Origin of the sequence: Microbacterium sp. UBA1612 (assembly GCF_002321605.1) — a bacterium.
Taxonomy (GTDB): Bacteria; Actinomycetota; Actinomycetes; order Actinomycetales; family Microbacteriaceae; genus Microbacterium; species Microbacterium luteum.
Window position 1 is genome coordinate 94,514 of sequence record NZ_DCMW01000014.1, and the last position, 22,204, is coordinate 116,717.

Annotated in this window: 19 protein-coding genes; 11 read left to right on the top strand and 8 right to left on the bottom strand. The window is 70.5% G+C overall.

All coding sequences use genetic code 11. The features are described 5' to 3' along the window. Positions 1-148 precede the first annotated feature (148 nt). Positions 149-808, top strand: coding sequence for a TrmH family RNA methyltransferase (locus B3S45_RS05920; protein ID WP_286717992.1), 660 nt, complete (start codon positions 149-151; stop codon positions 806-808). Positions 809-829: 21 nt separating this feature from the next. Here the strand turns inward: B3S45_RS05920 and B3S45_RS05925 are convergent, their stop codons facing one another. Then, a complete protein-coding gene (locus tag B3S45_RS05925; RefSeq protein WP_286717994.1) occupies positions 830-2,155 on the bottom strand; it encodes an MATE family efflux transporter in 1,326 nt (441 codons plus the stop codon). Positions 2,156-2,248: 93 nt separating this feature from the next. Here B3S45_RS05925 and B3S45_RS05930 point away from each other — a divergent pair, with 93 nt between their 5' ends. Together B3S45_RS05930 and B3S45_RS05935 are read left to right on the top strand one after the other, a co-directional pair. Then, a complete protein-coding gene (locus B3S45_RS05930; RefSeq protein WP_286717996.1) occupies positions 2,249-4,237 on the top strand; it encodes a M13 family metallopeptidase in 1,989 nt (662 codons plus the stop codon). Positions 4,238-4,267: 30 nt separating this feature from the next. After that, the gene (locus B3S45_RS05935; protein ID WP_083336563.1) at positions 4,268-5,200 is read left to right on the top strand and encodes a serine hydrolase; all 933 of its coding nucleotides are present in this window, start codon (positions 4,268-4,270) and stop codon (positions 5,198-5,200) included. A gap of 19 nt (positions 5,201-5,219) precedes the next feature. Here the strand turns inward: B3S45_RS05935 and purU are convergent, their stop codons facing one another. Then, positions 5,220-6,101: a formyltetrahydrofolate deformylase gene (gene purU / locus B3S45_RS05940; protein WP_286718002.1), complete on the bottom strand. Its 882-nt coding sequence runs from the start codon at positions 6,099-6,101 to the stop codon at positions 5,220-5,222. 175 nt (positions 6,102-6,276) lie between these two features. On the opposite strand from purU, the gene B3S45_RS05945 reads away from it, so the two are divergent. The 3 genes from B3S45_RS05945 (at position 6,277) to B3S45_RS05955 (ending at position 9,895) form a co-directional block, all read left to right on the top strand. Further along, entirely contained in the window at positions 6,277-7,290 is a 1,014-nt protein-coding gene (locus B3S45_RS05945) for a sodium:calcium antiporter (protein WP_228480849.1), read from the top strand. A 68-nt stretch (positions 7,291-7,358) separates the two neighbouring features. After that, positions 7,359-8,162, top strand: coding sequence for an SDR family NAD(P)-dependent oxidoreductase (locus tag B3S45_RS05950; protein ID WP_071045183.1), 804 nt, complete (start codon positions 7,359-7,361; stop codon positions 8,160-8,162). A gap of 140 nt (positions 8,163-8,302) precedes the next feature. After that, on the top strand, positions 8,303-9,895 hold the full coding sequence (locus B3S45_RS05955) for a catalase (protein ID WP_286718005.1): 1,593 nt from the start codon (positions 8,303-8,305) through the stop codon (positions 9,893-9,895). A 66-nt stretch (positions 9,896-9,961) separates the two neighbouring features. On the opposite strand, the gene B3S45_RS05960 is transcribed toward B3S45_RS05955, so the two are convergent. From B3S45_RS05960 to B3S45_RS05970, 3 genes are all read right to left on the bottom strand, one after another. Beyond that, positions 9,962-11,089, bottom strand: coding sequence for a PQQ-dependent sugar dehydrogenase (locus B3S45_RS05960; protein WP_286718007.1), 1,128 nt, complete (start codon positions 11,087-11,089; stop codon positions 9,962-9,964). 196 nt (positions 11,090-11,285) lie between these two features. Beyond that, positions 11,286-12,806 (bottom strand): SulP family inorganic anion transporter, encoded by a 1,521-nt coding sequence (locus tag B3S45_RS05965; RefSeq protein ID WP_286718009.1) that lies wholly within the window; start codon positions 12,804-12,806, stop codon positions 11,286-11,288. 122 nt (positions 12,807-12,928) lie between these two features. Further along, entirely contained in the window at positions 12,929-14,266 is a 1,338-nt protein-coding gene (locus tag B3S45_RS05970) for a peptide synthetase (RefSeq protein ID WP_286718011.1), read from the bottom strand. Positions 14,267-14,348: 82 nt separating this feature from the next. Here B3S45_RS05970 and B3S45_RS05975 point away from each other — a divergent pair, with 82 nt between their 5' ends. Genes B3S45_RS05975 through B3S45_RS05985 form a run of 3 tightly spaced genes read left to right on the top strand, consistent with a single transcriptional unit; the run spans position 14,349 to position 16,177 of the window. Further along, positions 14,349-15,134: an alpha/beta fold hydrolase gene (locus B3S45_RS05975; protein WP_286718013.1), complete on the top strand. Its 786-nt coding sequence runs from the start codon at positions 14,349-14,351 to the stop codon at positions 15,132-15,134. Between the two features lie 53 nt (positions 15,135-15,187). Further along, positions 15,188-15,427: a DUF3072 domain-containing protein gene (locus B3S45_RS05980; protein ID WP_414683075.1), complete on the top strand. Its 240-nt coding sequence runs from the start codon at positions 15,188-15,190 to the stop codon at positions 15,425-15,427. 30 nt (positions 15,428-15,457) lie between these two features. Further along, a complete protein-coding gene (locus tag B3S45_RS05985; RefSeq protein WP_286718015.1) occupies positions 15,458-16,177 on the top strand; it encodes a GNAT family N-acetyltransferase in 720 nt (239 codons plus the stop codon). Between the two features lie 36 nt (positions 16,178-16,213). Here the strand turns inward: B3S45_RS05985 and B3S45_RS05990 are convergent, their stop codons facing one another. Beyond that, on the bottom strand, positions 16,214-16,402 hold the full coding sequence (locus tag B3S45_RS05990; protein WP_286718017.1) for a multidrug transporter: 189 nt from the start codon (positions 16,400-16,402) through the stop codon (positions 16,214-16,216). Continuing rightward, on the bottom strand, positions 16,402-17,202 hold the full coding sequence (locus tag B3S45_RS05995; RefSeq protein WP_286718019.1) for an SDR family oxidoreductase: 801 nt from the start codon (positions 17,200-17,202) through the stop codon (positions 16,402-16,404). The genes B3S45_RS05990 and B3S45_RS05995 overlap by 1 nt, the downstream gene beginning before the upstream one ends. A 115-nt stretch (positions 17,203-17,317) precedes the next feature. Here B3S45_RS05995 and menC point away from each other — a divergent pair, with 115 nt between their 5' ends. Beyond that, positions 17,318-18,451, top strand: a complete 1,134-nt coding sequence (menC, locus tag B3S45_RS06000) for an o-succinylbenzoate synthase (protein ID WP_286718020.1) — start codon at positions 17,318-17,320, stop codon at positions 18,449-18,451. Positions 18,452-18,585: 134 nt separating this feature from the next. Further along, positions 18,586-19,464 carry a hypothetical protein gene (locus B3S45_RS06005; RefSeq protein ID WP_194383951.1) on the top strand — a complete coding sequence of 293 codons (879 nt, stop codon included), beginning with the start codon at positions 18,586-18,588 and terminating at the stop codon, positions 19,462-19,464. 119 nt (positions 19,465-19,583) lie between these two features. On the opposite strand, the gene B3S45_RS06010 is transcribed toward B3S45_RS06005, so the two are convergent. After that, entirely contained in the window at positions 19,584-22,187 is a 2,604-nt protein-coding gene (locus B3S45_RS06010; RefSeq protein ID WP_286718022.1) for an MMPL family transporter, read from the bottom strand. Positions 22,188-22,204: the final 17 nt, after the last annotated feature.

Below are 22,204 nucleotides of genomic sequence, written 5' to 3' on the forward strand. Positions count from 1 at the left end.
GCGGCATCGTCCGGCATTGCCGGTCCCGCCCCGCATCGTGCACCAACTCAGGCTGCGCGAGGCCGTTTGCGGCGAATCCGGTCCGGGAAGGGTTTCCCCGGACCTCCCAGCCTGAGTTGGTGCACGTCGGCCGGGCTAGCCTTTCGGAGTGACAGAGCCGAGGAACGACGGCGGAACGGCCGCCGCGGATGAGCCGCAGACCGCGCACGGCGTCGGACCGTGGCCGGGCGGCGCGGCGGCGTGGCCCGACGACCCGCGGTACGACCGCGAGCTACTCGCCGATGGTGACCGCCGCAATGTGGTCGACGGCTACCGGTACTGGACGATGGATGCGATCGTCGCCGACCTCGACGCCCGGCGGCACCCGTTCCACGTCGCGATCGAGAACTGGCAGCACGACCTCAACATCGGCTCCATCGTGCGCAGCGCCAACGCGTTCCTCGCGGCGGAAGTGCACATCATCGGGCGCCGGCGGTGGAACCGCCGCGGCGCGATGGTCACCGACCGCTATCAGCACGTGCGTCACCACGACGACGTCGCCGCGTTCACCGCATGGGCGGTGGATGCGGGTCTGCCGATCGTCGCGGTCGACAACGTCGCGGGATCGCAGCCGGTCGACCGCGCCGAACTGCCCGAGGCGTGCGTGCTGCTGTTCGGGCAGGAGGGCCCCGGGCTGTCGCCCGAGGCCCTCGCCGCGGCATCCGGCGCCGTGCAGATCACCCAGTACGGCTCGACGCGCTCGATCAATGCCGGCGCTGCGGCCGCTGTCGTGATGTACGAGTGGTGCCGGCGCCACGCGGCCGGCTGATCGACCGCTCCGTGGCTATCCTCACGTCCCGGCTGTGAGCCACGCCCGGCCGCGCACACGCCAGCCGAGTGTGGCCAGGCGCGCGAGCATGAACACGCCGAAGAAGGCCACCGCCAACCACGCCAGCCCGGCTGCTCCTGCGAGCGACAAGACGTTCAGCGCCACGAGGACCGGAACGTAGGGGATGAGGTTCAACCCGCCCGCGATCGCGAGGTACCGTGCATCCCCGGCGCCCATGAGCACGCCGTCGAGCACGAACACCGCTCCGGCAACCGGCTGCGCGACGGCGAGCACGATGAGTGCCGGCTGCACGAGCGCCGCCAGCTGCGGATCCCCGGTGAAGACGAGCCCGATGACCCCGGAGGACGCCCCGATGACGAGCCCGACGAGCACGCCGAAGGCCACACCCCACGCGAATGTTCGCTGCAGGACCCGCCGCACTCCGGCCTCGTCTGCGGCGCCGAGCCCCTTGCCGATGAGTGCCTGGGCGGCGATCGCGAGCGCGTCGAGGGCGAACGCGGCGGTGGAGAAGATGGTGAAGGCCACCTGCCACCCGGCGAGCTCCTCGGTGCCGAGCGTCGTGGCCACGGCGACGGTGGCGAGCAGCGCGACGCGCAGCGCGACGGTGCGCAGGAACAGCCACCCGCCGGAGCGGGCGCTGCCCGAGATCCCGTCGCGCTGCGGCCGCAGACCCGCGCCGTGCCGGCGGGCGTGGCGGCCGATCACGACGACGTACGCGGTCACCATGCCCCACTGCGCGAGCACCGTGCCGACGGCCGATCCGGCGAGGCCCCATCCGAGCCCGTAGATGAAGAAAGCGTTGAGCAGGGCGTTCGCGGCGAAGCCCAGGCCGGCGATCCACAACGGGGTGACGGTGTCCTGCAGGCCGCGCAGCAGGCCGGTCGCGGCGAAGACGATGAGCATCGCCGGCAGCCCCCACATCGAGATGCCGAGATAGGTCTCCGCATCGGCGGTGACCGCCTCCGTCGCGCCGAAGAGGCCGACGAGGAACGGCGTCGTCAGGTAGCCGGCGAGGGCCAGCAGCGCTCCGAGGCCGAGTGCGAGCCACATGCCGTCGATGCCCGCCGAGACCGCTCGCGTGGGATCGCCGGCGCCGAACCGGCGCGCGACGGCCGGCGTGGTCGAGTACGCGAGGAAGACCATGAGCCCGACGATCGTCTGCAGGATGGCCCCGGCGATGCCGAGCGCAGCCAGCGGGGTCGTGCCGAGATGGCCGACCAGTGCCGAATCGACGATGAGGAAGAGCGGCTCGGCGACCAGCGCACCGAGTGCGGGCACCGCAAGACGCAGGATGTCCCGGTTCAGGGTGTCGCGTGCGGTGGCCACGCTCCGAGCCTAGAGTCGCCCGCAGACACCCACGCGCCGTCCGACGGCCCAGACTCCGACCGACGACCCAGACTCGGTGCTTATCCTGTACGCATGACCGACGCCCCCGCATCCGGTCTCGCGCTCGACGAGCTCAGCGACGAGATCCGCCCGCAGGACGACCTGTTCCGTCACGTCAACGGATCGTGGCTGGACCGCACCGAGATCCCCGACGACAAGGCCCGGTGGGGCGCGTTCCACCTGATCGCCGAACAGGCCGAGAAGGATGTGCGCGCCATCATCGAGGAGTCCCAGCGCGCCGACCCGGGCACCGAGGCCCGCAAGATCGGCGACATGTACTCCAGCTTCATGGATGTCGACCGCGTCAACGAGCTCGGCGCGAGCCCGCTGTCGGCGCAGCTGGCGATGGTCGATGAGGTGACGACGATCCCCGAGTTCCTCCGCGTCGTCGGCGTGCTCGAGCGTGACGGCGTCGGCGGCATCATCGATCTCTACGTCGAGCCCGATCCGGGCGATCCGCAGCGATACGTGCCGTTCGTGCTGCAGGGCGGCCTGTCGATGCCCGACGAGAGCTACTACCGCCTGGACAACTTCGCCGAGACCCGCACCGCCTTCCGCGCGCACGTCGAGCGCATCCTCGACCTCGCCGGTGTCGCCGGGGCCGCGGATGCCGCCGATCGCGTCTTCGCGCTCGAGACCGAGGTGGCCGCGCACCACTGGGACAACGTGCGCAGCCGCGACGCGGTCGCCACCTACAACCTGCGCACGTGGGACGAGACGGTCGGCCTCGCCGGCGCCGACCTGGTGCCGTGGCGCGAGGGCATCGCGCCGAACCATCCCGACGCCTTCGCCGAGGTCGTCGTGTCGCAGCCGAGCTTCCTGGAGGGTCTCGCCGGCCTGCTCGTCGAGGAACGCCTGGATGACTGGAAGGCGTGGCTGCGGTTCAAGATCGTGCACGCGGGAGCTGCGTTCCTCACCGACGCGTTCGTCGCCGAGAACTTCGCCTTCTACGGCACGCAGCTCACCGGCGTGCCGGTGAACCGGGAGCGCTGGAAGCGCGGCGTGAGCCTCACCGAGGCCGCGCTCGGCGAGGCGATCGGCAAGGTCTACGTCGAGCGCCACTTCCCGCCGCGGGCCAAGGCCGAGATGGACGACCTGGTCGCCAACCTGGTCGAGGCGTATCGCGAGAGCATCTCGTCGCTGGAATGGATGACGCCCGAGACGCGTGAGCGCGCCCTCGCCAAGCTCGCCGCGTTCACCCCCAAGATCGGCTACCCCGAGAAGTGGAAGGACTACTCGTCGCTCGAGATCGACGCCGCCGACCTCGTCGGCAACGTGCGTCGCGCTCACGTGTGGGAGCACGACCGTCAGCTGTCGAAGGTCGGCCAGCCGATCGACCGTGACGAGTGGTACATGACCCCGCAGACGGTCAACGCCTACTACAACCCGCTGATGAACGAGATCGTCTTCCCCGCGGCGATCCTGCAGTATCCCTTCTTCGACGCGGACCGCGACGCGGCGGCGAACTACGGCGGCATCGGCGCGGTCATCGGTCATGAGATCGGTCACGGCTTCGACGACCAGGGCAGCCGCTTCGACGGCGACGGGTCGCTGCGGGACTGGTGGACGGATGCCGACCGCGCGGCCTTCGAGGAGCGCACGGAGGTGCTGATCGACCAGTACAACCACCTCGTGCCCCGAGGCCTCGCCGATGAGCACACCGTCAACGGTGCGCTCACGATCGGCGAGAACATCGGAGACCTCGGCGGTCTCGGCATCGCGATCAAGGCGTACGCCCTGTCGATCGCAAGCGACGACGCCGGCCCCGAGATCGCCGACGCCGCCCCCGTCATCGAGGGCTACACCGGCATCCAGCGGCTTCTCCTCAGCTGGGCCCAGGTGTGGCAGCAGAAGGGGCGCGATGCCGAGACCATCCGCCTGCTGACGATCGACCCGCACTCGCCCAACGAGTTCCGGTGCAATCAGATCGTGCGCAACATCGACGCGTTCTACGATGCGTTCGGGGTGACCGAGTCGGACGAGCTGTGGCTCGACCCCGACAAGCGCGTCACCATCTGGTGATCACGAGCCCGAGCAGAGAGGACACCGTTCGTGGGCACGCCCCCTGAGCCCAGGCGCGGCACCGAGGAGCCCCTTCGGAGTTCCCGTCGGATCAGACCCCACGACAGGCGACTGCCCCGCCGGGCAGCCGCCGGCCGTCGATCGTTCGCATCGACGCTCGCGGCGCTCGACGAGCTCGCCGAGTCGGGTGCGAAGGTCGCGGTGCGCGTGACCGACCTCGATCGCGGTGACGCGGTGCTCTCCGGCGACGACTTCATCACCCTGCCGATCGGCGGCCTCGGCGTCGTGCCGCTGCTCGTCGAGGTCGCGGCAGCATTCGACGACGGGCGCCTCGACCCCGCCGAGGTCGTCGATCGCACGAGCACCGATGGGGTGTCGGTGGCCGGCCTCTGGCACCACCTCGCCGCGCAGACGTTCAGCCTCGGCGATCTCGCCGTGCTCGCCGCGTCGGCCGGTGACGCGCTCGCGGCCAATGTGCTGCTGGAGCGGGTCGGGCTCGAGGCGGTGCGCAACCGGCTGGGGCAGCTCGGGATGCCGCGCTCCGCGCTGCTCGACGGGTTCCGCGACAGCCGCGGTCCCGACGACGCGCCCCACGTGGCGCTCGGCACGGCGGCGGAGATGTCGGAGCTGTTCTCGGCCCTGGTGAACTCGTCGGCGGTGAACCCGTCGGTGAGTGCGCACGTCGCGGAGTGGTTGAGCCGCAACCACGATCTGTCGCTGGTCGCTTCGGCCACGGGCCTCGATCCGTTCGCGCACGACAACGACGACCACGGGCTGCTCTTCATCAACAAGACGGGTCGCGGCGCCGGGATTCGCGCCGAGGCGGGCGTGCTCGCCGGCCCGCGCGCGGGTGTCTCCTACGCGCTCATCGTGTGCTTCGACGACCTGTCGATCATGCACCGCTCACGGGCGCACGCGGCCTTCCGCGTGCTCGGCACCGACCTTATGGAGTACGTGTACTGAGGCCGACGCGAGGGTGGGATCAGAAGACGATCGTGTGGTTGCCCTGGCGGATGACGCGATCCTGCGCGTGCCACAGCACGGCACGGGAGAGCACCTGACGCTCGACGTCGGCGCCGCGGCGGGCGAGTTCGAGCGAGCTGTCGGCGTGGGTCACACGAACGGTGTCCTGCTCGATGATCGGACCCTCGTCGAGGTCGCTCGTGACGTAGTGCGAGGTGGCGCCGATGAGCTTGACGCCGCGCTCCTTGGCCTTCTTGTAGGGGTCGGCGCCGATGAAGGCGGGCAGGAACGAGTGATGGATGTTGATCACCGGCACACCGACCTTCTCGAGGAAGTCCCCCGACAGGATCTGCATGTAGCGGGCGAGCACGACGAAGTCGACGTTGCCGACGAGCAGCTCCAGGATCTTCTCCTCGGATTCGGACTTGTCCGGACCCGGCGCGGACGGCACGTGGAAGAACGGCACACCGAAGGTGCGCACGTCCTCGGCCGCCGTCGTGTGGTTGGACACGACCATCGGGATCGTCACGGGCAGCTCCCCGCGGCGGTGGCGCCACAGGAGGTCGAGGAGGCAGTGGTCCTGCTTCGAGGCGAGGATCGCCATGCGCTTGGGGGTCGACTGGTCCGTCAGTGACCACTGCAGGTCGAATCCGCCGCCGAGCGTGCGCCCGAGGTCGTCCTCGATCATCGGCAGCGCCGCCGCGAGATCGGGCCGGTGGAAGACCACGCGCTGGAAGTAGTCGCCGCCCGTCGGGTCGTCGGAGTACTGGTCGAACGCGACGATGTTGCCGTCGTGGCGGGTGATCAGGGCCGAGACGGCGGCGACGATTCCGGGTCGGTCGGTGCCGTGGACGATGAGACACGCGTGGTCGGGCAGAAGGTGGGGGCTGGGAGCGGCCATGCATCGATTCTGCCGTGTCCGCCGGTCGGGCGCGCGCGGGTCGGGCACGCTAGCACGGGCGCCGCCGCTGCGGGAGTCCGGGGTGAGGATGCGTCGCCGTCCGTATCCTCGACCGCAACCCGAGGGAAGAATCCCGCGACCCGAGGGCGGAAGACACCCGAGGGAGGAAGTCACCGTGCAACCGTGGCCGCTGTGGCCGAGCGTCATCGCCCTTGTCGCCGCCGTCGGCATCGTCGTCGTGGCCGGCTCGCGGCTGGCCCGCGCCGCCGATGAACTGGCAGACCGTACGGGACTCGGCGAGGCGGTCGCCGGCGCGGTGTTCCTCGGTGCGGTCACCTCCCTCCCCGGGATCGTCACGACCGCCACCGGCGCGCTCGAGGGCGACGCGGCCTTCGCCTTGGCGAATCCGATCGGCGGCATCGCCCTGCAGAGCGTCTGGCTCGCGATCGCCGATCTGCTGTATCGACGAGCGAATCTCGAGCACGCGGCGGCGTCGATCGAGAACCTCTTCCAGGCCGTCGTGCTCGTTGCGCTGCTCAGCCTGCCGGTCATCGCCTTCGCCACGCCGCAGCTGACGGTCGGCTGGATCCATCCGGTGACCGTTCTCATCCCGGTCTTCTACTTCTACGGTCTGCACCTGCAGCGCCGCATGCACCAGGCCCCGATGTGGACGCCGATCCGCACGCGTGAGACGCGCGACGACGAGGAGGGGCAGGAGCACAGCGGACCGCTCTCGCGCCTGTGGTTCACCTTCGCGGCGCTCGGGCTCGTCGTCGGCGTGACCGGGTGGGTCATCGGGCAGGCCGGCCTCGGGGTCATCGCGGCGACCGGATGGCCGAGCGGGGTCACCGGGTTCACGGTGACGACGGCGGTGACATCCCTCCCCGAGCTCATCGTGCTGATCTCCGCGATCCGCATCGGAGCCCTCACCCTGGGGGTCGCCAACATCATCGGCGGCAACGTCTTCGACGTGCTCACCCTCACCGTGGCCGACGCCTTCTTCCTCGACGGCACGATCTATGCCGCCGCCGGCGACGAGAGCCTCGTGCTCCTCGGCGGGACCCTCCTCATCACGGCCGTGCTCGCCGCCGGGCTCATCATCCGGGATCAGCGCGGCATCGGGTTCGAAGGGATCGGCATTCCCGCGATCTACGCCGGCACCATCGGCCTCGCACTGTTCGCGATCTGACCCTTATCCGACCGCCGCGAACGCGATAGCGTCGAGGGGAATCGGCACCTCGACACATGGGAGCAGGGATGAACATCGCAGGCAAGGTCTTCGTCGTCACGGGGGCGGGAAACGGCATCGGCCGCGAGGTCACCCTTCAGCTTCTGCGCTCCGGGGCCTCGGTCGCCGGCGTCGACCTCAACGCCGACGGGCTCGCCGAGACGGTGGCGCTCGCCGCGGCAGGCAACCGCCTGTCGACGCACACCGTGAACATCACCGACCGTGAGGCCGTCGAGGCGTTGCCGGCTGCCGTCGCCGACATCCACGGAGCGGTCGACGGCATCGTCAACGTCGCCGGCGTCATCCAGAAGTTCGTCAAGATCATCGACCTCCCCTACGAGGAGATCGAGAAGGTCATGACCGTGAACTTCTGGGGCACGCTCCACATGGTCAAGGCGTTCCTCCCGGTGCTGGTCGAGCGACCGGATGCCGCCATCGTCAACGTCGCGAGCATGGGAGCCTACGCCGCCGTGCCCGGTCAGGCCGTCTACGGCGCCTCGAAGGCCGCCGTCGGCCTGCTCACCGAAGCGCTCTACGCCGAACTCCAGGGCACGTCGGTCGCGGTGACGGCGATCTATCCCGGCGCGATCGGCACGAACATCGCGGCGAACTCCGGCGTGGTGATGGACATGCCCGACGGCGACGCGGCAGCATCCGCCCGCAAGACCACGACGCCGGCCGAAGCGGGTCGCGTGATCGTCGAGGCGATCGCGAAGGGCAGGTTCCGCGCGACGATCGGCAAGGACGCCGCGACGATGGACAAGCTGTCGCGGCTGAACCCCAAGTACGCCACCGAGCTCATCGCGAAGCAGATGGGCGATCTCCTCGGCTGACTGGGGAGGGTCGGCGCATTCGCGAAGAGCTGAGGCGACGGCATCCGTCAACCCCCCTTTCCGCGGTGAGTCGGAAGTGCTTCGCTGGATCGTGGGCGCATCCGCCCGGCAATCGCGATCCGCGAAGGAGAACCCATCCCATGCCTCAGCTTCCCGAGCCCACAGACGGCACCTCGGTCGCCCAGAATCCGTCTTCCGAGGCGGAGATCGGCTCGACCACCGACACCGGCGCGCCCGCGCCGAGTGATCGCAACAGCCTGACGGTCGGGGCCGACGGCCCGATCGTGCTGCACGACGTGCACTTCCTGAACCAGATGGCGCACTTCAACCGCGAGCGCATCCCGGAGCGCAACGTGCACGCGAAGGGCTCCGGTGCCTTCGGCGTCTTCGAGACCACCGGAGACGTCACCGCCTACACGAAGGCGGGGCTGTTCCAGCCCGGCACGAAGACCGAGATGCTCGCGCGCTTCTCGACCGTTGCCGGCGAGCAGGGCTCGCCCGACACGTGGCGCGACCCGCGCGGATTCGCGCTGAAGTTCTACACCGACGAGGGCAACTACGACCTCGTCGGCAACAACACCCCGATCTTCTTCATCCGCGACACGATGAAGTTCCCGCACTTCATCCGCTCGCAGAAGCGACGCGGCGGAAACGGCCTGCGCGACAACAACATGCAGTGGGACTTCTGGACCCTCAACCCGGAGTCCGCGCACCAGGTGACCTATCTCATGGGCGACCGCGGCATCCCCACCTCGTACCGGCAGATGAACGGATACGGCTCGCACACCTACATGTGGGTGAACGAGGCCGGGGAGAAGTCCTGGGTCAAGTACCACTTCCACAGCGACCAGGGTGTCGCGGGACTCACCGACCAAGACGCCACGCGCATCGCCGGAGAGGATGCGGACTTCCACCGCCGCGACCTCTACGACGCGATCGACCGGGGCGAGTTCCCGTCGTGGACGCTGTCGGTGCAGGTCATGCCGTATGAAGATGCCAAGACCTACCGCATCAACCCGTTCGACCTCACGAAGGTGTGGCCGCACGAGGACTATCCGCTCATCCCCGTCGGCACGATGACGCTGAACCGCAACCCGGAGAACTTCTTCGCCCAGATCGAGCAGGCCGCGTTCGAGCCGTCCGCGCTGGTGCCGGGCATCGGCTTCTCGCCCGACAAGATGCTGCTCGGCCGGGCGTTCGCCTACTCCGACACGCACCGGCACCGCATCGGCGCGAACTACCTGCAGCTGCCGGTGAACCGCCCGCGCGTCGAGGTCAACACCTATACGCAGGACGGGCCGATGGCCTACGAGCACCGCGGCGACGACCCGGTGTACGCGCCGAACTCCTTCGGCCGCGGCTACGCCGACAACGTCGGCGAGGTCGACCCCGGCTGGGAGGCCGACGGTGCCATGGTGCGGCAGGCGTATACGCTGCGTCCCGACGACGATGACTTCTCGCAGGCCGGGGCGCTCGTGCGCGACGTCTGGAACGACCAGCAGCGCGCCGCGTTCGTGAAGACCGTGGCCGGACACCTGCTCGGCGGCGTGACCGGCGACGTGCTCGAGCGGGCCTTCCAGTACTGGAAGAACGTCGATGCGGCCACCGGGGCCGAGATCGAGAAGCTCGTGCGAGACGGTGCCGACCTGGGTGCGCCCGGAGCTCAGCCCGGCGCCGCGCAGGACGACGCCGATCAGCCGATCGTGGAGCCGAACACGCACGCCGACCGCTGAGCCGACATCACGAAGCCCGGTCGCGCTCGCCGCGGCCGGGCTTGCGTGTGTCCGCCGGGCGGCCCGTCAATCGCCCGTACGCGTGAGGGGCAGGGAGAGGATGCGGTCGTCGCCCTCCCGCGGGGAGCCGCGGCCGTCGGTGTTGTTCGTCAGCACCCACAGGGTGCCATCGGGAGCGATGGTCACGTCGCGGATGCGTCCGTCGTCGTCGAGGAGCTGCTCGGACGTCTCGGGCGCGGAAGCGTCGATGGCGAACAGCCGCTCGCCACCCAGCCCGGCGACGAAGACGGTTCCGCCGGTGACGGCCAGCCCGCTCGGGCTCGCCTCGTCGGGGGTCCACTGCTGCACGGGATCGATGAAGCCGCGCTCCGCCCCGCCGCTGCCCTCCACCTCGGGCCATCCGTAGTTGCCGCCCGGAACGATGATGTTCAGCTCGTCCCACGTGTCCTGTCCGAACTCGCTCGCGAACATCGTTCCGTCCTCGGCCCAGCCGATGCCCTGCGGGTTGCGGTGCCCGAGGCTGTAGACGAGCGAATCCTCGAACGGGTTGTCGGCGGGCGGGTCGCCGTCCGGCGTCATGCGGAGGATCTTCCCCGCGAGGCTGTCGACGCTCTGGGCCGACGGCCGCTGGTCGGCGTCACCGGTGGTCGCGTAGAGCATGCCGTCCGGCCCGAAGGCGAGGCGCCCGCCGTTGTGGATGCGTTCGGCGGGAATACCGTCGAGCACGGTCTCGGGGTCGCCGAGCACGAGCGAGCCCGGCGCGCCGGTGACGGCGAACCGATCGATACGGTTCTCGCCCGACCCGGTGGAGTAGGCGTAGAGCCGGTCCTGATCGTCGACGGCGAGCCCGAGCAGGCCACCCTCCCCGCCCGCGACCACGCCGCCGACCGTGCCGATCTCTCGGGTCGAGCCGTCGGCTGCTACCTCGAGGATGCGGCCGGTATCGCGCTCGGACACGAGGGGCGTCCCGTCGGAGAGGAACGCGATGGACCACGGTGCGGCGAGGTCCGTCGCCACCGTCTCGACCGAGCCGTCGGGCACGAGCCTTCCCTCGGGTGGCGGAGTCGTCGCGGCGGTGGGCGCCGATGTCACCGACGTCTGCGGTGTCGGCGGCGGGTCGGCGGTGCAGGCGCTCAGCGACCATGCGGCGGTGGCGGCCAGAAGGGCGACGCTCACCCATCGGGATCCGACCATCGGTGCGCCTCCGCCCTCGTCCTCGACCGGAGCTTCACCCTACGTCGCGTGCGACTCCTCAAGGGCCGTCCGGTTCGGCGTGGCCGGGCTCGCGTGAAGAATACAGGAGATCCTCGGCCGCCAAGCCTTCAGGGCGGCTCCTCGGCCGGGGAGCCGTGCAGATCTCCTGTGTTGTTGTCCGCTCACGGTCGGGCGCTCAGCCCTCGCCGCCGAGGTTGCCGGTCAGGCGCGCGTGCATCGCCGAGCTCGACTCGTTCATGCCCTCGATCACGACACGCTTGCCGTGGTTCTCGTACTTCGTCACGATCGCATCCAGGGCGGCGACGGTGGAGGCGTCCCAGACGTGCGAGCGCGACATGTCGATGACGACGTCGTCGGGATCGTCGGCGTACTCGAACTGCGTCGTCAGGTCGTTCGACGAGGCGAAGAACAGCTCGCCGTCGACGCGGTAGTGCGCGGTCGGCACCTCCGCATCCCGGTCCACCGTGCGTGTGACCGACGTGAAGTGCGACACGCGCCGGGCGAAGATCACCATCGCCACCACGACGCCCAGCACCACGCCGATGGCGAGGTTGTGGGTGATCACGACGACCGCGACGGTGGCGACCATCACGATCGTCTCGCCGATGGGCATGCGCTTGAGGGTGCCGGGGCGGATGGAGTGCCAGTCGAAGGTCGCGACCGAGACCATGACCATCACGGCCACGAGCGCCGCCATCGGGATGAGCCCCACGATGTCGCCGAGGCCCACGACGAGGATGAGCAGGAACACGCCCGCGAGGAAGGTCGAGATGCGGGTGCGGGCGCCGGAGGCCTTGACGTTGATCATCGTCTGGCCGATCATCGCGCACCCGCCCATGCCGCCGAAGACGCCCGACAGCACGTTCGCGGCGCCCTGGCCGAGAGCCTCGCGGGTCTTGTGGGAATGCGTGTCGGTGATGTCGTCGACGAGCTTGGCCGTCATGAGCGACTCCATGAGCCCGACGAGGGCCATGGCGAGCGCGTAGGGGGCGATGATCGCGAATGTCTCACCGGTCAGCGGCACGTTCGGGATGATGAGCTCGGGCAGGCTGTCGGGCAGCTCGCCCTGGTCCGACACGGTCGGGACGGCGATGGCGAAGGTGACGGTGATGATCGTGAGGATGACGATCGCGACCAGGGGTGCGGGGATCGCCTTGGTCAGGCGCGGCATCCCGACGATGATCACCAGTCCCGCGATCACGAGCGGGTAGACCGGCCAAGGCACGTCGATCAGGTGCGGAATCTGCGCGGTGAAGATGAGGATCGCCAGAGCGTTGACGAAGCCGACCATGACGCTGCGGGGGATGAAGCGCATGAGCTTGGCGACGCCCACCGCGCCGAGGACGACCTGGAAGACGCCGGCGAGGATCACGGTCGCGAGGAAGTAGTCCATGCCGTACTCGCGGGCGACCGGGGCGATCACGAGGGCGACGGCACCGGTCGCGGCGGTGATCATCGCGGGGCGTCCGCCGAGGAACGCGATGGCGACGGCCATCACGAACGACGAGAACAGCCCCACGCGCGGGTCGACCCCGGCGATGATCGAGAACGAGATCGCCTCGGGGATCAGGGCGAGGGCGACGACGAGACCGGCGAGCACCTCCCTGGTGAGGATGCGCGGACTGCGCAGCGCCTCGAGGACGGATGGGCGCGGTCGGTATCGGTCGGACGCGGTGGCGCGCGCGGCGGTGGCCATGGGATCTCCGGGAAGGCAGGAAGGCTCGAACGAGCCGGGCGGGCGCGCGGGAGGTGCAACGCGGCGTGGTTCCGGTCATCCAGGGTACGGGACGCGCCTGGACGCGTGCGTGCCGGTCCGCGTCAGCCCACCTCGCCGACGAGTGCGGTCCTGTCGGGCAGGCGTGCGAGAAACCCCTCCGCGACGGCATCGAGCCAACCGCCGACGGAAGCGACCGCTTCGTCGGTGTCGGGGTACCGGCACCGCAGGTGAAGGCCGCGGCGGTTCACGACGAACCACACCATGACGTCGTCGCTCGCGGCGACCGCGGAGACGTACTGCGCGTCGAGGTCGTCGTCGAGCTCGACCGGCAGGCGCCGGGTGTCCAGCCACGACAGGGCGAACATGCCGCGCGGCACCTTCATGCCGCCGTAGGGCTCCAGGATCGGGGCGAGGGGATGCGACCCCAGGGTGATGGCCTCTTTGACGGATGCCGCGCACGCCGCGGGTGCGTCGTCGACGCATTCGAGCACCGAGTTGGTGATGAACCAGCCCGAGGAGTCGTGCCAGCGCGGCTCGTGCCGGCTGTGCACGGGGAACACGGCCCGCAGCGGGGCGTCCGCCACGCGGCGGGTCACTTCGGTCAGGGCCGACATCGCCAGCCCGATCGTGGACGTGCCCGCAGCCTTGGCCGCGCCGGCGAACGCGTCGTAGTCGATCGCATCCAGCACCTCGCGCACCTCGACGACCGGGAGGGCACCGGGCGCCGGGTCGCCGACCGGGAGAGGGAAGCGCGGCATCTCGCCCCCGCACACCTCGAGGATCTCCGCCCATCGGGCCGCGACCTTCTCGGGTGCCGGACCGCGATCTTCCAGCGCAGCGGTGTGCGCGGCGAACGGCGGGGCGTCCGGGAGGTCGTCGGCGCCCGCCTGCCCGGCAGCTGCGTCGAGGTAGGCGATGACATCCCGCGCCACCACCACGAGCGACCACATGTCGACGTGGGCGTGGTCGGCGCCGACGACGACGCACGGGCGCGGATCGTCGGCGGCGCCATCCGGTTCGATCACGCACAGGCGGTGGGACGGCGCCGCGAGCGGGCGGCAGGCGAGGTCGAACACCTCCCGCACGACTTCGCGGGTCGCGATCCCCTCGGGAACGTGATGCTCTTCCCAGGCGCCGTCGCCCAGCGTGATCTCGTGCAGCGTGGGCTCGCCGGCGTCGTCGAGGCCGAACACCGTGCGGAACGTGCCGTGCCGGTCGACCGCGCGCTCCCACGCGGCCGCGAGTGCGTCGCGCGTGGTCCCCGGCGGCAGACGCAGCGCGATCGACATCCAGGATCCCGGCCGGTCGCCGGCGCCGACGTGACGGCCCTGATCGAACGACACCGGCAGAGCGCGGCCGCGGGGACCGACCGGGCGCAGGGCGTAGCTGTGCACCGCTCCCGGCGGAAGCGTGGCCTGCGCGATATTCGTGAGCCGCATCGCCCGTAGTGTAGAGGCCCGGTGTTTCGTTCCCGAGACGGCATGTCACAACCGGCGACGGCGCACCGGAGATGGAGGAACGGTGCCCACTCTCGAGGTTCCGCATGGGGCTGCGCTCGACTACGAGATCACCGGCGAGGCCGGCCCGCTCGTGGTGCAGCTGCACGGCCTGACGTCATCCCGCGACCGTGACGCCCAGCTCGGGCTCGATCTCGCCCGCTCCCTGCGCGGCCACCGCGTGCTGCGCTACGACGCCCGCGGTCACGGCGGATCCACCGGCGACCTCGATCCGAGGTCGTATCAGTGGAACCGCCTCGCCAAAGACCTCCTGGCCCTGCTCGACCACGTCGCGCCGGGAGAGCCCGTGCACGCGGTCGGACCGTCGATGGGCTCGGCGACACTGCTGCACGCCGCGAAGAAGCATCCCGAGCGGTTCGCCAGTCTCACCCTGGTCGTGCCGCCGACCGCGTGGGAGACCCGGTCGGCGCAGACGCAGCTCTACCGCGCGAATGCGGCGCTCATCGAGAAGGAGGGCCTCGGGGTCTTCCACGCCAACCACACCGCGCCCGTGCCTCCGGCGCTGTCGGATGCACCCTCGACGACGCCGACCGTGCCCGAGGACCTGCTTCCCACGGTGCTGCGCGGCGCGGCGAGCACCGACTTCCCGAGCGAGAAGGCGGTGTCGCGCATCACGACGCCGACGCTGATCCTCGCCTGGACGGGGGATGCGGCGCATCCGGTCTCCACCGCGAAGCGCTTGAAGAAGCTGCTGCCCGACGCGCGGCTGGTCATCGCGAGGACGCCCTACGGGATCATGGCCTGGCCGGGCCTGTTCGCCGAGCACGTCACGACGACGGACCCGCGCTGAGCCGGCACGTCAACCCCCGCCCCGGTGTCGGGACCGGTGCTTAGCATCGACCCATGGCACAGGCGAATGATGACCGTGAGATGCTCGGCGCCACCGACGACGGCGACGCCGCCGCCGAGAAGGACCCGTCGACGTGGGTCACCGGCGACGAGCCGATGACCGCTCCCCAGCGCAGCTACCTCGACACGTTGGCGCGTGAGGCGGGCGAGGAGATTCCCGCTGACATCAGCAAGGCCGAGGCCTCGGAGCAGATCGATCGGCTGCAGCAGGAGACCGGGCGCTCACCGCAGTGAGCGCCTTGCCGCCCGCGTATCGTGGGCGGCATGATCGCGGAGCACGGGGAGACGTCGGCCGGACTCGAGATCCGGCCACTGGCGACCGTGGACGACGCGGTCGTCGCTAGTGACGTGCTCGCGCGCGTGTGGGGCGGCGATCGCGCCGCGATGCCGCCGCAGCTGCTGCGCGCGATGGCCCATGCCGGGTCGTACACCGTGGGCATCTGGCGCGAAGCCGAGATGGTCGGCGCCTCGGTGGCTTTCTTCGGAGCACCCCCCGAGCGCACGATGCACTCCCACATCACCGGCGTTCTGCCGGAGCACCAGGGGCGGGGCGTCGGCCGGCTGCTGAAGCAGCACCAGCGCGAATGGGCGCTCGCCCGCGATGTCGGCACGATCACCTGGACCTTCGATCCGCTCGTGCGCCGCAACGCCCATTTCAACTTCCGAGTTCTCGGCGTGCGCGCCGTCGAGTACCTGGTGAACCACTACGGCGCGATGGATGACGGCGTCAACCGCGGCGACGAGACGGACCGCATCCTCGTCGCGTGGGCGATCGCCTCGGCTCCCGCCCTCACTCCGCCCGATGACCGGGTCGCCGCCGCCGTGGAGGTGCCCGCCGACATCGAGACGCTCCGCCGCAGCGACCCCATGGCCGCGAGCGCCTGGCGTCTCCGGGTGCGCGAGCAGCTGCTGGCGCATCTGGCCGACGGGCTCGTCATCGGCGGATTCGACGACGCCCGCGGCTACCTCCTCGTGCGTCCTTGACCGGCACGCGCCCGGCTGGCGGGGCGAGGGGCCGGGTCAGTCTTCTTCCGGGATCTGCGGGCCCCCGGGCCGCACCTCGGCGTCGTCGCGCACGTCGATTCGCGTGATGCCGTCGTGCTCGGTGACGTCGATCCGCGGAGCCGCGTCGTCTTCCGTGGCCGCCGGCGCCGACGTCAGCTGGTCGTGCCGCTTCTCCTCGGGGGTCATCTCGTCCGCTCCCGACATCAGATCCTCCATTCGTCGCTGTTCAGGTGGGAGCCGGCCTGCGGTCCCATCTGAAGCATCCCACCGTCGACCACCCAGCTCGCGCCCGTCACATAGCTCGAGGCCGGCGAGGCGAGGAAGGCGACCACCGCGGCGACCTCCTCGGGCGCACCCGGCCGAGCCAGCGGAATGCCGGCACGGTGGGTCTGCTCGGCGTCGCCGGCCTCCATGTCGTTGATCGGCGTGGCGATCTCGCCGGGTGCGACGGCGTTCGCGGTGATCCCGTGCGCACCGAGCTCCTGCGCCATGACCTTCAGCAGGCCGCCGAGGCCGTGCTTGGCGGCGACATACGGGGCCGACTCCACGCGCGGCTGATGCTCGTGCACGCTCGTGACGGCGATGAGACGGCCGCCGGTGCGCTGCGTCGCCATCCTCCGGGCAGCCGCCTGCAGGGCGAGGAACGCTCCGTCGAGGTTGAGTGACACGATGCTGCGCCACGTCGACCGGTCGAGATCGAGGAACGGACCCCCGTTGCCGCCGCCGGAGTTGTTCACGAAGACGTCGAGGCCGCCGAGCTCGTCGGCCATGCTGTCGATGTCGGCTTCCACCCGGTCGAGATCGGTCGCGTCGAACTGCCGCACATGCGCGCGGCGGCCGCGATCCCGCACGCCCTGCGCGGTCTCCTCCGCACCGTCCTGGTCGCTGTGCCAGGTCACGACGACGTCGAGACCCGCGTCGGCGAGCGCGAGCGCCGTGGCCGCGCCGATGCCCGAGTCCGAGCCGGTCACGATCGCGCGTCGAGGATGGAATGTCGTCTGCATGATGCCGACGCTACGACCCGAGTCCGACGCGGGAGAGGGGCTTTACAGGCTTCCTGCCTGGCGTTAGACGCCGAACGCTCGGCGACCGTGCGCGGTACCTCGCTAACGTGGGGGGATGTCGGTCACCCGCCCCGCAGCATCCATCGACCTCGACGGATTCGAACTGCGTGTGCTGCACATCCCGCTCGTCTCGCCGTTCACGACGTCGTTCGGCACCGAGACGGTTCGCGAGGTGATCGTCGTGCGAGCTCTCGCCGACGGGCTCGAGGGATGGGGTGAGATCGTCACGCAGCAGGCGCCGCTGTACTCGAGCGAGTACACCCAGGGCGCGTGGGACGTCACCACGCGCTTCCTCATCCCGGCGCTGCTGGCCGAGCGAACCATCGCGCCGGAGCGGGTCGCGAGCGTGCTCGAGCCCTTCGTCGGGCACCGGATGGCCAAGGCGGGGCTCGAGCTCGCCGTGCTCGACGCCGCCCTGCGCGGGGAGGGGCGTTCCTTCGGGTCCTACGCCGGTGCGGTCGCCGACCGGGTGCCCTCCGGGGTGTCGGTCGGCATTCAGCGCGATCCCGCCGCCCTCGTCGAGACCGTTCGCGGATACCTCGACGACGGCTACGTGCGCATCAAGATCAAGATCAAACCCGGTCGCGACATCGACGACACCGCCGCGGTGCGCGAGGCGTTCGGCTCGATCCCCCTGCAGGTCGACGCCAACTCGGCCTACACCCTGGCCGACACGGACACCCTCGCGCAGCTCGACCGGTTCGACCTGCTGCTCATCGAGCAGCCGCTGCAGGAGGACGACCTGGTGGACCACGCCACCCTCGCCGGCAGCCTGTCGACGCCGGTCTGCCTCGACGAGTCCATCACCTCGCGCAAGGCCGCCGCCGACGCGCTCGCGCTCGGGTCGGCCGCGATCGTGAACATCAAGGCCGGGCGCGTCGGCGGCTATCTCGAGGCGATCGCCATCCACGACCTGTGCCGCGACGCCGACGTGCCGGTGTGGTGCGGCGGCATGCTCGAGACCGGCATCGGCCGGGCGGCGAACGCCGCGCTCGCCGCTCTGCCGGGCTTCACCCTTCCCGGCGACGTCTCCGCCGCTGACCGGTTCTACGCCCGCGACATCGTGACCGAACCCGCCGTGCTCGACGACGGGCACGTGCGCGTGCCGACCGGACCGGGCCTCGGTGTCGATATCGACCCCGATGCTCTCGACGCGTTCACCGTCGAGAAGGCCGTCATCCGCCCCTGACCCGGGCCCGTCCCGCCGCCCTCTTCCCGCCGCTTCGAGAGGATTTCCCTCCCCGAGAGGACGGATTCGCGAGCAGGATCCTCTGGAACGGCGATGTCCTCCCGAGGAGGGAGCGGCGGGCGTAGCGTGAGCGCATGCGAGGGGCGGCGCGGATGCGTGTGAGGCGACGCGCGCTGGTCGCGGCGTTCGCGCTCGCGGTGCTGACGGGGTGCGCCGGCGGCCCGACGGACGGATCCGGCGGGAGCGGCGAGCCGGAGCTGCGGGCGGCCCTGATCCAGCTGCGCGCGGACGTGGCGGAGCGGCACGCGCAGGTGCGAGTGGAGAACCTCTCCGGGGCAGCCGTGCGGATCGGTGAGGTCGCCGTCGTCGATCCGCGGTTCGTGGCGGATGCGGTCCGGCTCGTGGACCGGGGGAGCACTGTTCCCGCCGGGGGATCCATCGACATCCGGGTGCAGCTGCCTGCGGTCACGTGCGATATCGCATCGAGTGCGGATCCGTCGGTGCGCCTCGAGCTCATCGCCGACGGCACCTCTCGCGGCGTCACTCTTCCGATCGCGGATCCGCTCGGGTTCGCCGGTCCCCTCCACGACCGGGAGTGCCGGGCCGAGGCGCTCGCCGCCGCGGCCGACATCGCGTTCACGGGGTTCTCGCCGTCACCCTCGGGCGAACCGGCGCTGTTGCACATGGAGATCGTTGCGGTGGGCGACGGCGAGGCGGAAGTGACCGCGGTCCAGCAGACCAACCTGCTCACCTTCGGCGACGCCACCATCGACGGCGTGCTCCCGATCGGGGTGCTCGTGCAGCCGGGGAAGGAACCCACGACCCTCGACCTGCCGGTCGTCCCCACCCGCTGCGACGCTCACGCGGTGCAAGAGGACAAACGCGGCACGATCTTCGATGTGCGGGTCTCGGTGGCAGGGGAGTCCGGCGAGGTCGAGCTCTTCGTCGGCGACGCGCTGCGCGGCCGCATCCTCACGTGGGTCGCCGACTGGTGCGGGTTCAGCGAAAGCTGACCCCGCCGGCGGCCGTGAGCGGCGTGAACAACACAGGAGATTCGCGGGCCGGACGGCGCGTCAGGCGCCGTGACGAGCCCATGGCGCGCGGATCTCCTGTGTTGTCGACGGCGAAGGTGTCAGAGCTCGCCGCGCTCGCGGGCCTCGCGCCGTGTCAGCGGCTCGTCGCCGGCCGGTTCGTCACCGTCGGCCCAGGGGGCGTGGTGGGCGCGCTCGAGCTTGGCGCCCTCGACGTCGACGTTCGGGATGATCCGGTCGAGCCATCGGGGCAGCCACCAGGCCGAGCGGCCGAGCAGGTGCATGAGCGCGGGCATGAGCAGCATTCGCACGACGAAGGCGTCGAGTAGCACACCGAAGGCGAGACCGAACCCGATCGAGCGGATCATGGTCGACTCGGCGAAGATGAACCCGCCGAACACCGAGACCATGATCAGGCCCGCCGCCGTGACCACGGCGCGGCCGGCGCGAAGCCCCCGCATCACGGCGAGGCGGGCAGGGGCGCCGTGGACGAACGCCTCCCGCATGCCGGAGGACAGGAACAGCTGGTAGTCCATGGCGAGGCCGAAGAGGATGCCCACGAGCAGCACCGGCAGGAAGCTCAGGATGGGGCCGGTCGCGTGCAGGCCGATGATGTCGGCGCCCCAGCCCCACTGGAACACCGCGACGGTCGCGCCGTAGGTGGCGAACAGCGACAGGATGAACCCGCCCGTCGCGATGATCGGCACGAGCAGCGACCGGAACACCACGATCATGATGATCAGGGACAGTCCGACGACGACCGCGATGTACAGCGGCAGCACCGCGGCGAGGTTCTCGGAGATGTCGATGTTGATGGCGGCCTGGCCGGCCACGCCGAGTGCGTATTCGCCGTCGACGGGGGGCAGGGTGCGCAGGTCGCGCACGAGCTCCTCGGTCGACACCGAGCTCGGCCCGTCTTCGGGCACCACCTGGAACGCCGCCAGGGTGCCGTCATCCGATACGGCGATCGGTGCGACGGCGACGACGCCGTCGAGGTCGGACAGGGCGGTGGCGATGTCGAGCTGCGCCTGCAGCTCGGCCGTGTTGTCGAGGTCGCCGGGCAGCGTCGCCGATACGAGCAGCGTGCCGTTGACGCCGGCGCCGAACGCCTCCTCGGTGAGCGTGTACGCCTGGTAGGCGTACGACTCTTCGGGCTCGCTCGAGCCGTCGGGCAGCCCGACGCGCATCGACAGGGCCGGGATGGCGATCACCAGCAGCGCGATGATCGCACCGGCCGCCGTGAGCACGGCTCGCCACGTGCCCATGGGGGCGGCGCCGGAATCCTCGTGGTGGACGGAGCCGACCTTCGCCCGGGCGCGCCGGTTCAGCACGCGGGGACCGATGAGCCCGAGCAGCGCGGGCGTGAGCGTGACGGCGATCAGCACGGCGATGAGCACAGCGAACGCGCCGACGGTTCCCATGAGCCCGAGGAAGGGGATGCCGGTGATGTTCAGCGCCAGCAGCGCGATGATGACGGTGGAGCCGGCGAAGGTGACCGCGTTTCCGGCGGTGCCGTTGGCGAGTCCGATGGATTCGCGCATCTCCGCGCCCTCGAGCAGCTGTTTGCGGTGGCGGTTGATGATGAACAGCGAGTAGTCGATGCCGACCGCCAGCCCGAGCATGATGCCGAGCACCGGCGTGACGCTCGACATGTCCAGCACGCCGGACAGGGACAGGGCGGCGAGCACCGCGATGCCCACGCCGACGAGAGCGGTGACGATGGGCAGCGCTGCGGCGATGACCGTGCCGAGCATGACCAGCAGCACGACCGCGGCGATCGCGAGGCCCGCGATCTCTCCGACGCCGATCAGGTTCGGAACCGACTGGGCGAGGGTCGACGAGAAGGCGTACTCGACGCCCTCGATCGGATTCGCCTCGACGTAGGAGATCACGGCCTCCTTCGATGCGGCGTCGAGCTCCAGCAGCGGCACGTCGAACGAGACGTTCACCAGCGCGGTCGTGCCGTCCTCGGACACGACGCGGATGCCGTCCGAGAGCGCGAGCAGATCGGCGCCGAGCTCGAGCTGCTCCGCGCCCTCGACGAGATCGGCGCGACCCTCGTCGAGCTCGGCCTGCTGCGCGGCGATCTCCTCGCGGGCCGCGTCGAGCTGCTCCTGCTGGGCGTCGAGCTCGGCCTGCTGCGCATCGAGCGCGGCGATCTGCTCGGCGGGTGCGCCGGCGGCTTCGGCCTGTTCGCGAGCGGCGTCGAGCTGCTCCTGCCCGGCGTCGAGCTGCTCCTGCCCGGCTTCGAGGTCGTCGAGCGCGGCATCCAGCTGCTCCTGGCCGGCGTCGAGCTGCTCCTGGCCGTCCTCGATCTCGGCGCGACCGTCGACGATCTCCTGTTCGCGGTCCGCGCGCTCCTGCTCGGTCTCGAAGGGATCGACGACCTGCGCGACGTCGGGAAGGTCGGAGAGCCCCTCGGCGACGGCGGCGATGTCGGCCTGCTGGTCGGCGGTGAGGGCCTCGCCGTCCTCGGCGTGGTAGACGACCTGACCCGATGCGCCGGCATAGTCCGGCAGCTCCTCGGCCAGCTCGTCGATCACCTCGCCCGATGCGGTGCCGGGCACGTCGAAGCTCGTCGCGAGGGTGCCGAAGCCGACGGCGAACGCGCCGCCGGCGAGCCCCAGGACCGCCGCCCACGCGACGATCACGATCCACGCGCGCTTCGCGGAGGCCTTGCCGAGCCGGTACAGCAGTTCTGCCATGATCACCTTTCGTGGCG

Coding starts and splice junctions, on each gene's coding strand:
- B3S45_RS05930 (WP_286717996.1), top strand. CDS start 2,249: ATGACCGACGCCCCCGCATCCGGTCTCGCGCTCGACGAGCTCAGCGAC.
- purU (WP_286718002.1), bottom strand. CDS start 6,101: ATGGCCGCTCCCAGCCCCCACCTTCTGCCCGACCACGCGTGTCTCATC.
- B3S45_RS05950 (WP_071045183.1), top strand. CDS start 7,359: ATGAACATCGCAGGCAAGGTCTTCGTCGTCACGGGGGCGGGAAACGGC.
- B3S45_RS05955 (WP_286718005.1), top strand. CDS start 8,303: ATGCCTCAGCTTCCCGAGCCCACAGACGGCACCTCGGTCGCCCAGAAT.
- B3S45_RS05960 (WP_286718007.1), bottom strand. CDS start 11,089: ATGGTCGGATCCCGATGGGTGAGCGTCGCCCTTCTGGCCGCCACCGCC.
- B3S45_RS05965 (WP_286718009.1), bottom strand. CDS start 12,806: ATGGCCACCGCCGCGCGCGCCACCGCGTCCGACCGATACCGACCGCGC.
- B3S45_RS05970 (WP_286718011.1), bottom strand. CDS start 14,266: ATGCGGCTCACGAATATCGCGCAGGCCACGCTTCCGCCGGGAGCGGTG.
- B3S45_RS05980 (WP_414683075.1), top strand. CDS start 15,188: ATGGCACAGGCGAATGATGACCGTGAGATGCTCGGCGCCACCGACGAC.
- B3S45_RS05985 (WP_286718015.1), top strand. CDS start 15,458: ATGATCGCGGAGCACGGGGAGACGTCGGCCGGACTCGAGATCCGGCCA.
- B3S45_RS05990 (WP_286718017.1), bottom strand. CDS start 16,402: ATGTCGGGAGCGGACGAGATGACCCCCGAGGAGAAGCGGCACGACCAG.
- B3S45_RS05995 (WP_286718019.1), bottom strand. CDS start 17,202: ATGCAGACGACATTCCATCCTCGACGCGCGATCGTGACCGGCTCGGAC.
- menC (WP_286718020.1), top strand. CDS start 17,318: ATGTCGGTCACCCGCCCCGCAGCATCCATCGACCTCGACGGATTCGAA.
- B3S45_RS06005 (WP_194383951.1), top strand. CDS start 18,586: ATGCGAGGGGCGGCGCGGATGCGTGTGAGGCGACGCGCGCTGGTCGCG.
- B3S45_RS06010 (WP_286718022.1), bottom strand. CDS start 22,187: ATGGCAGAACTGCTGTACCGGCTCGGCAAGGCCTCCGCGAAGCGCGCG.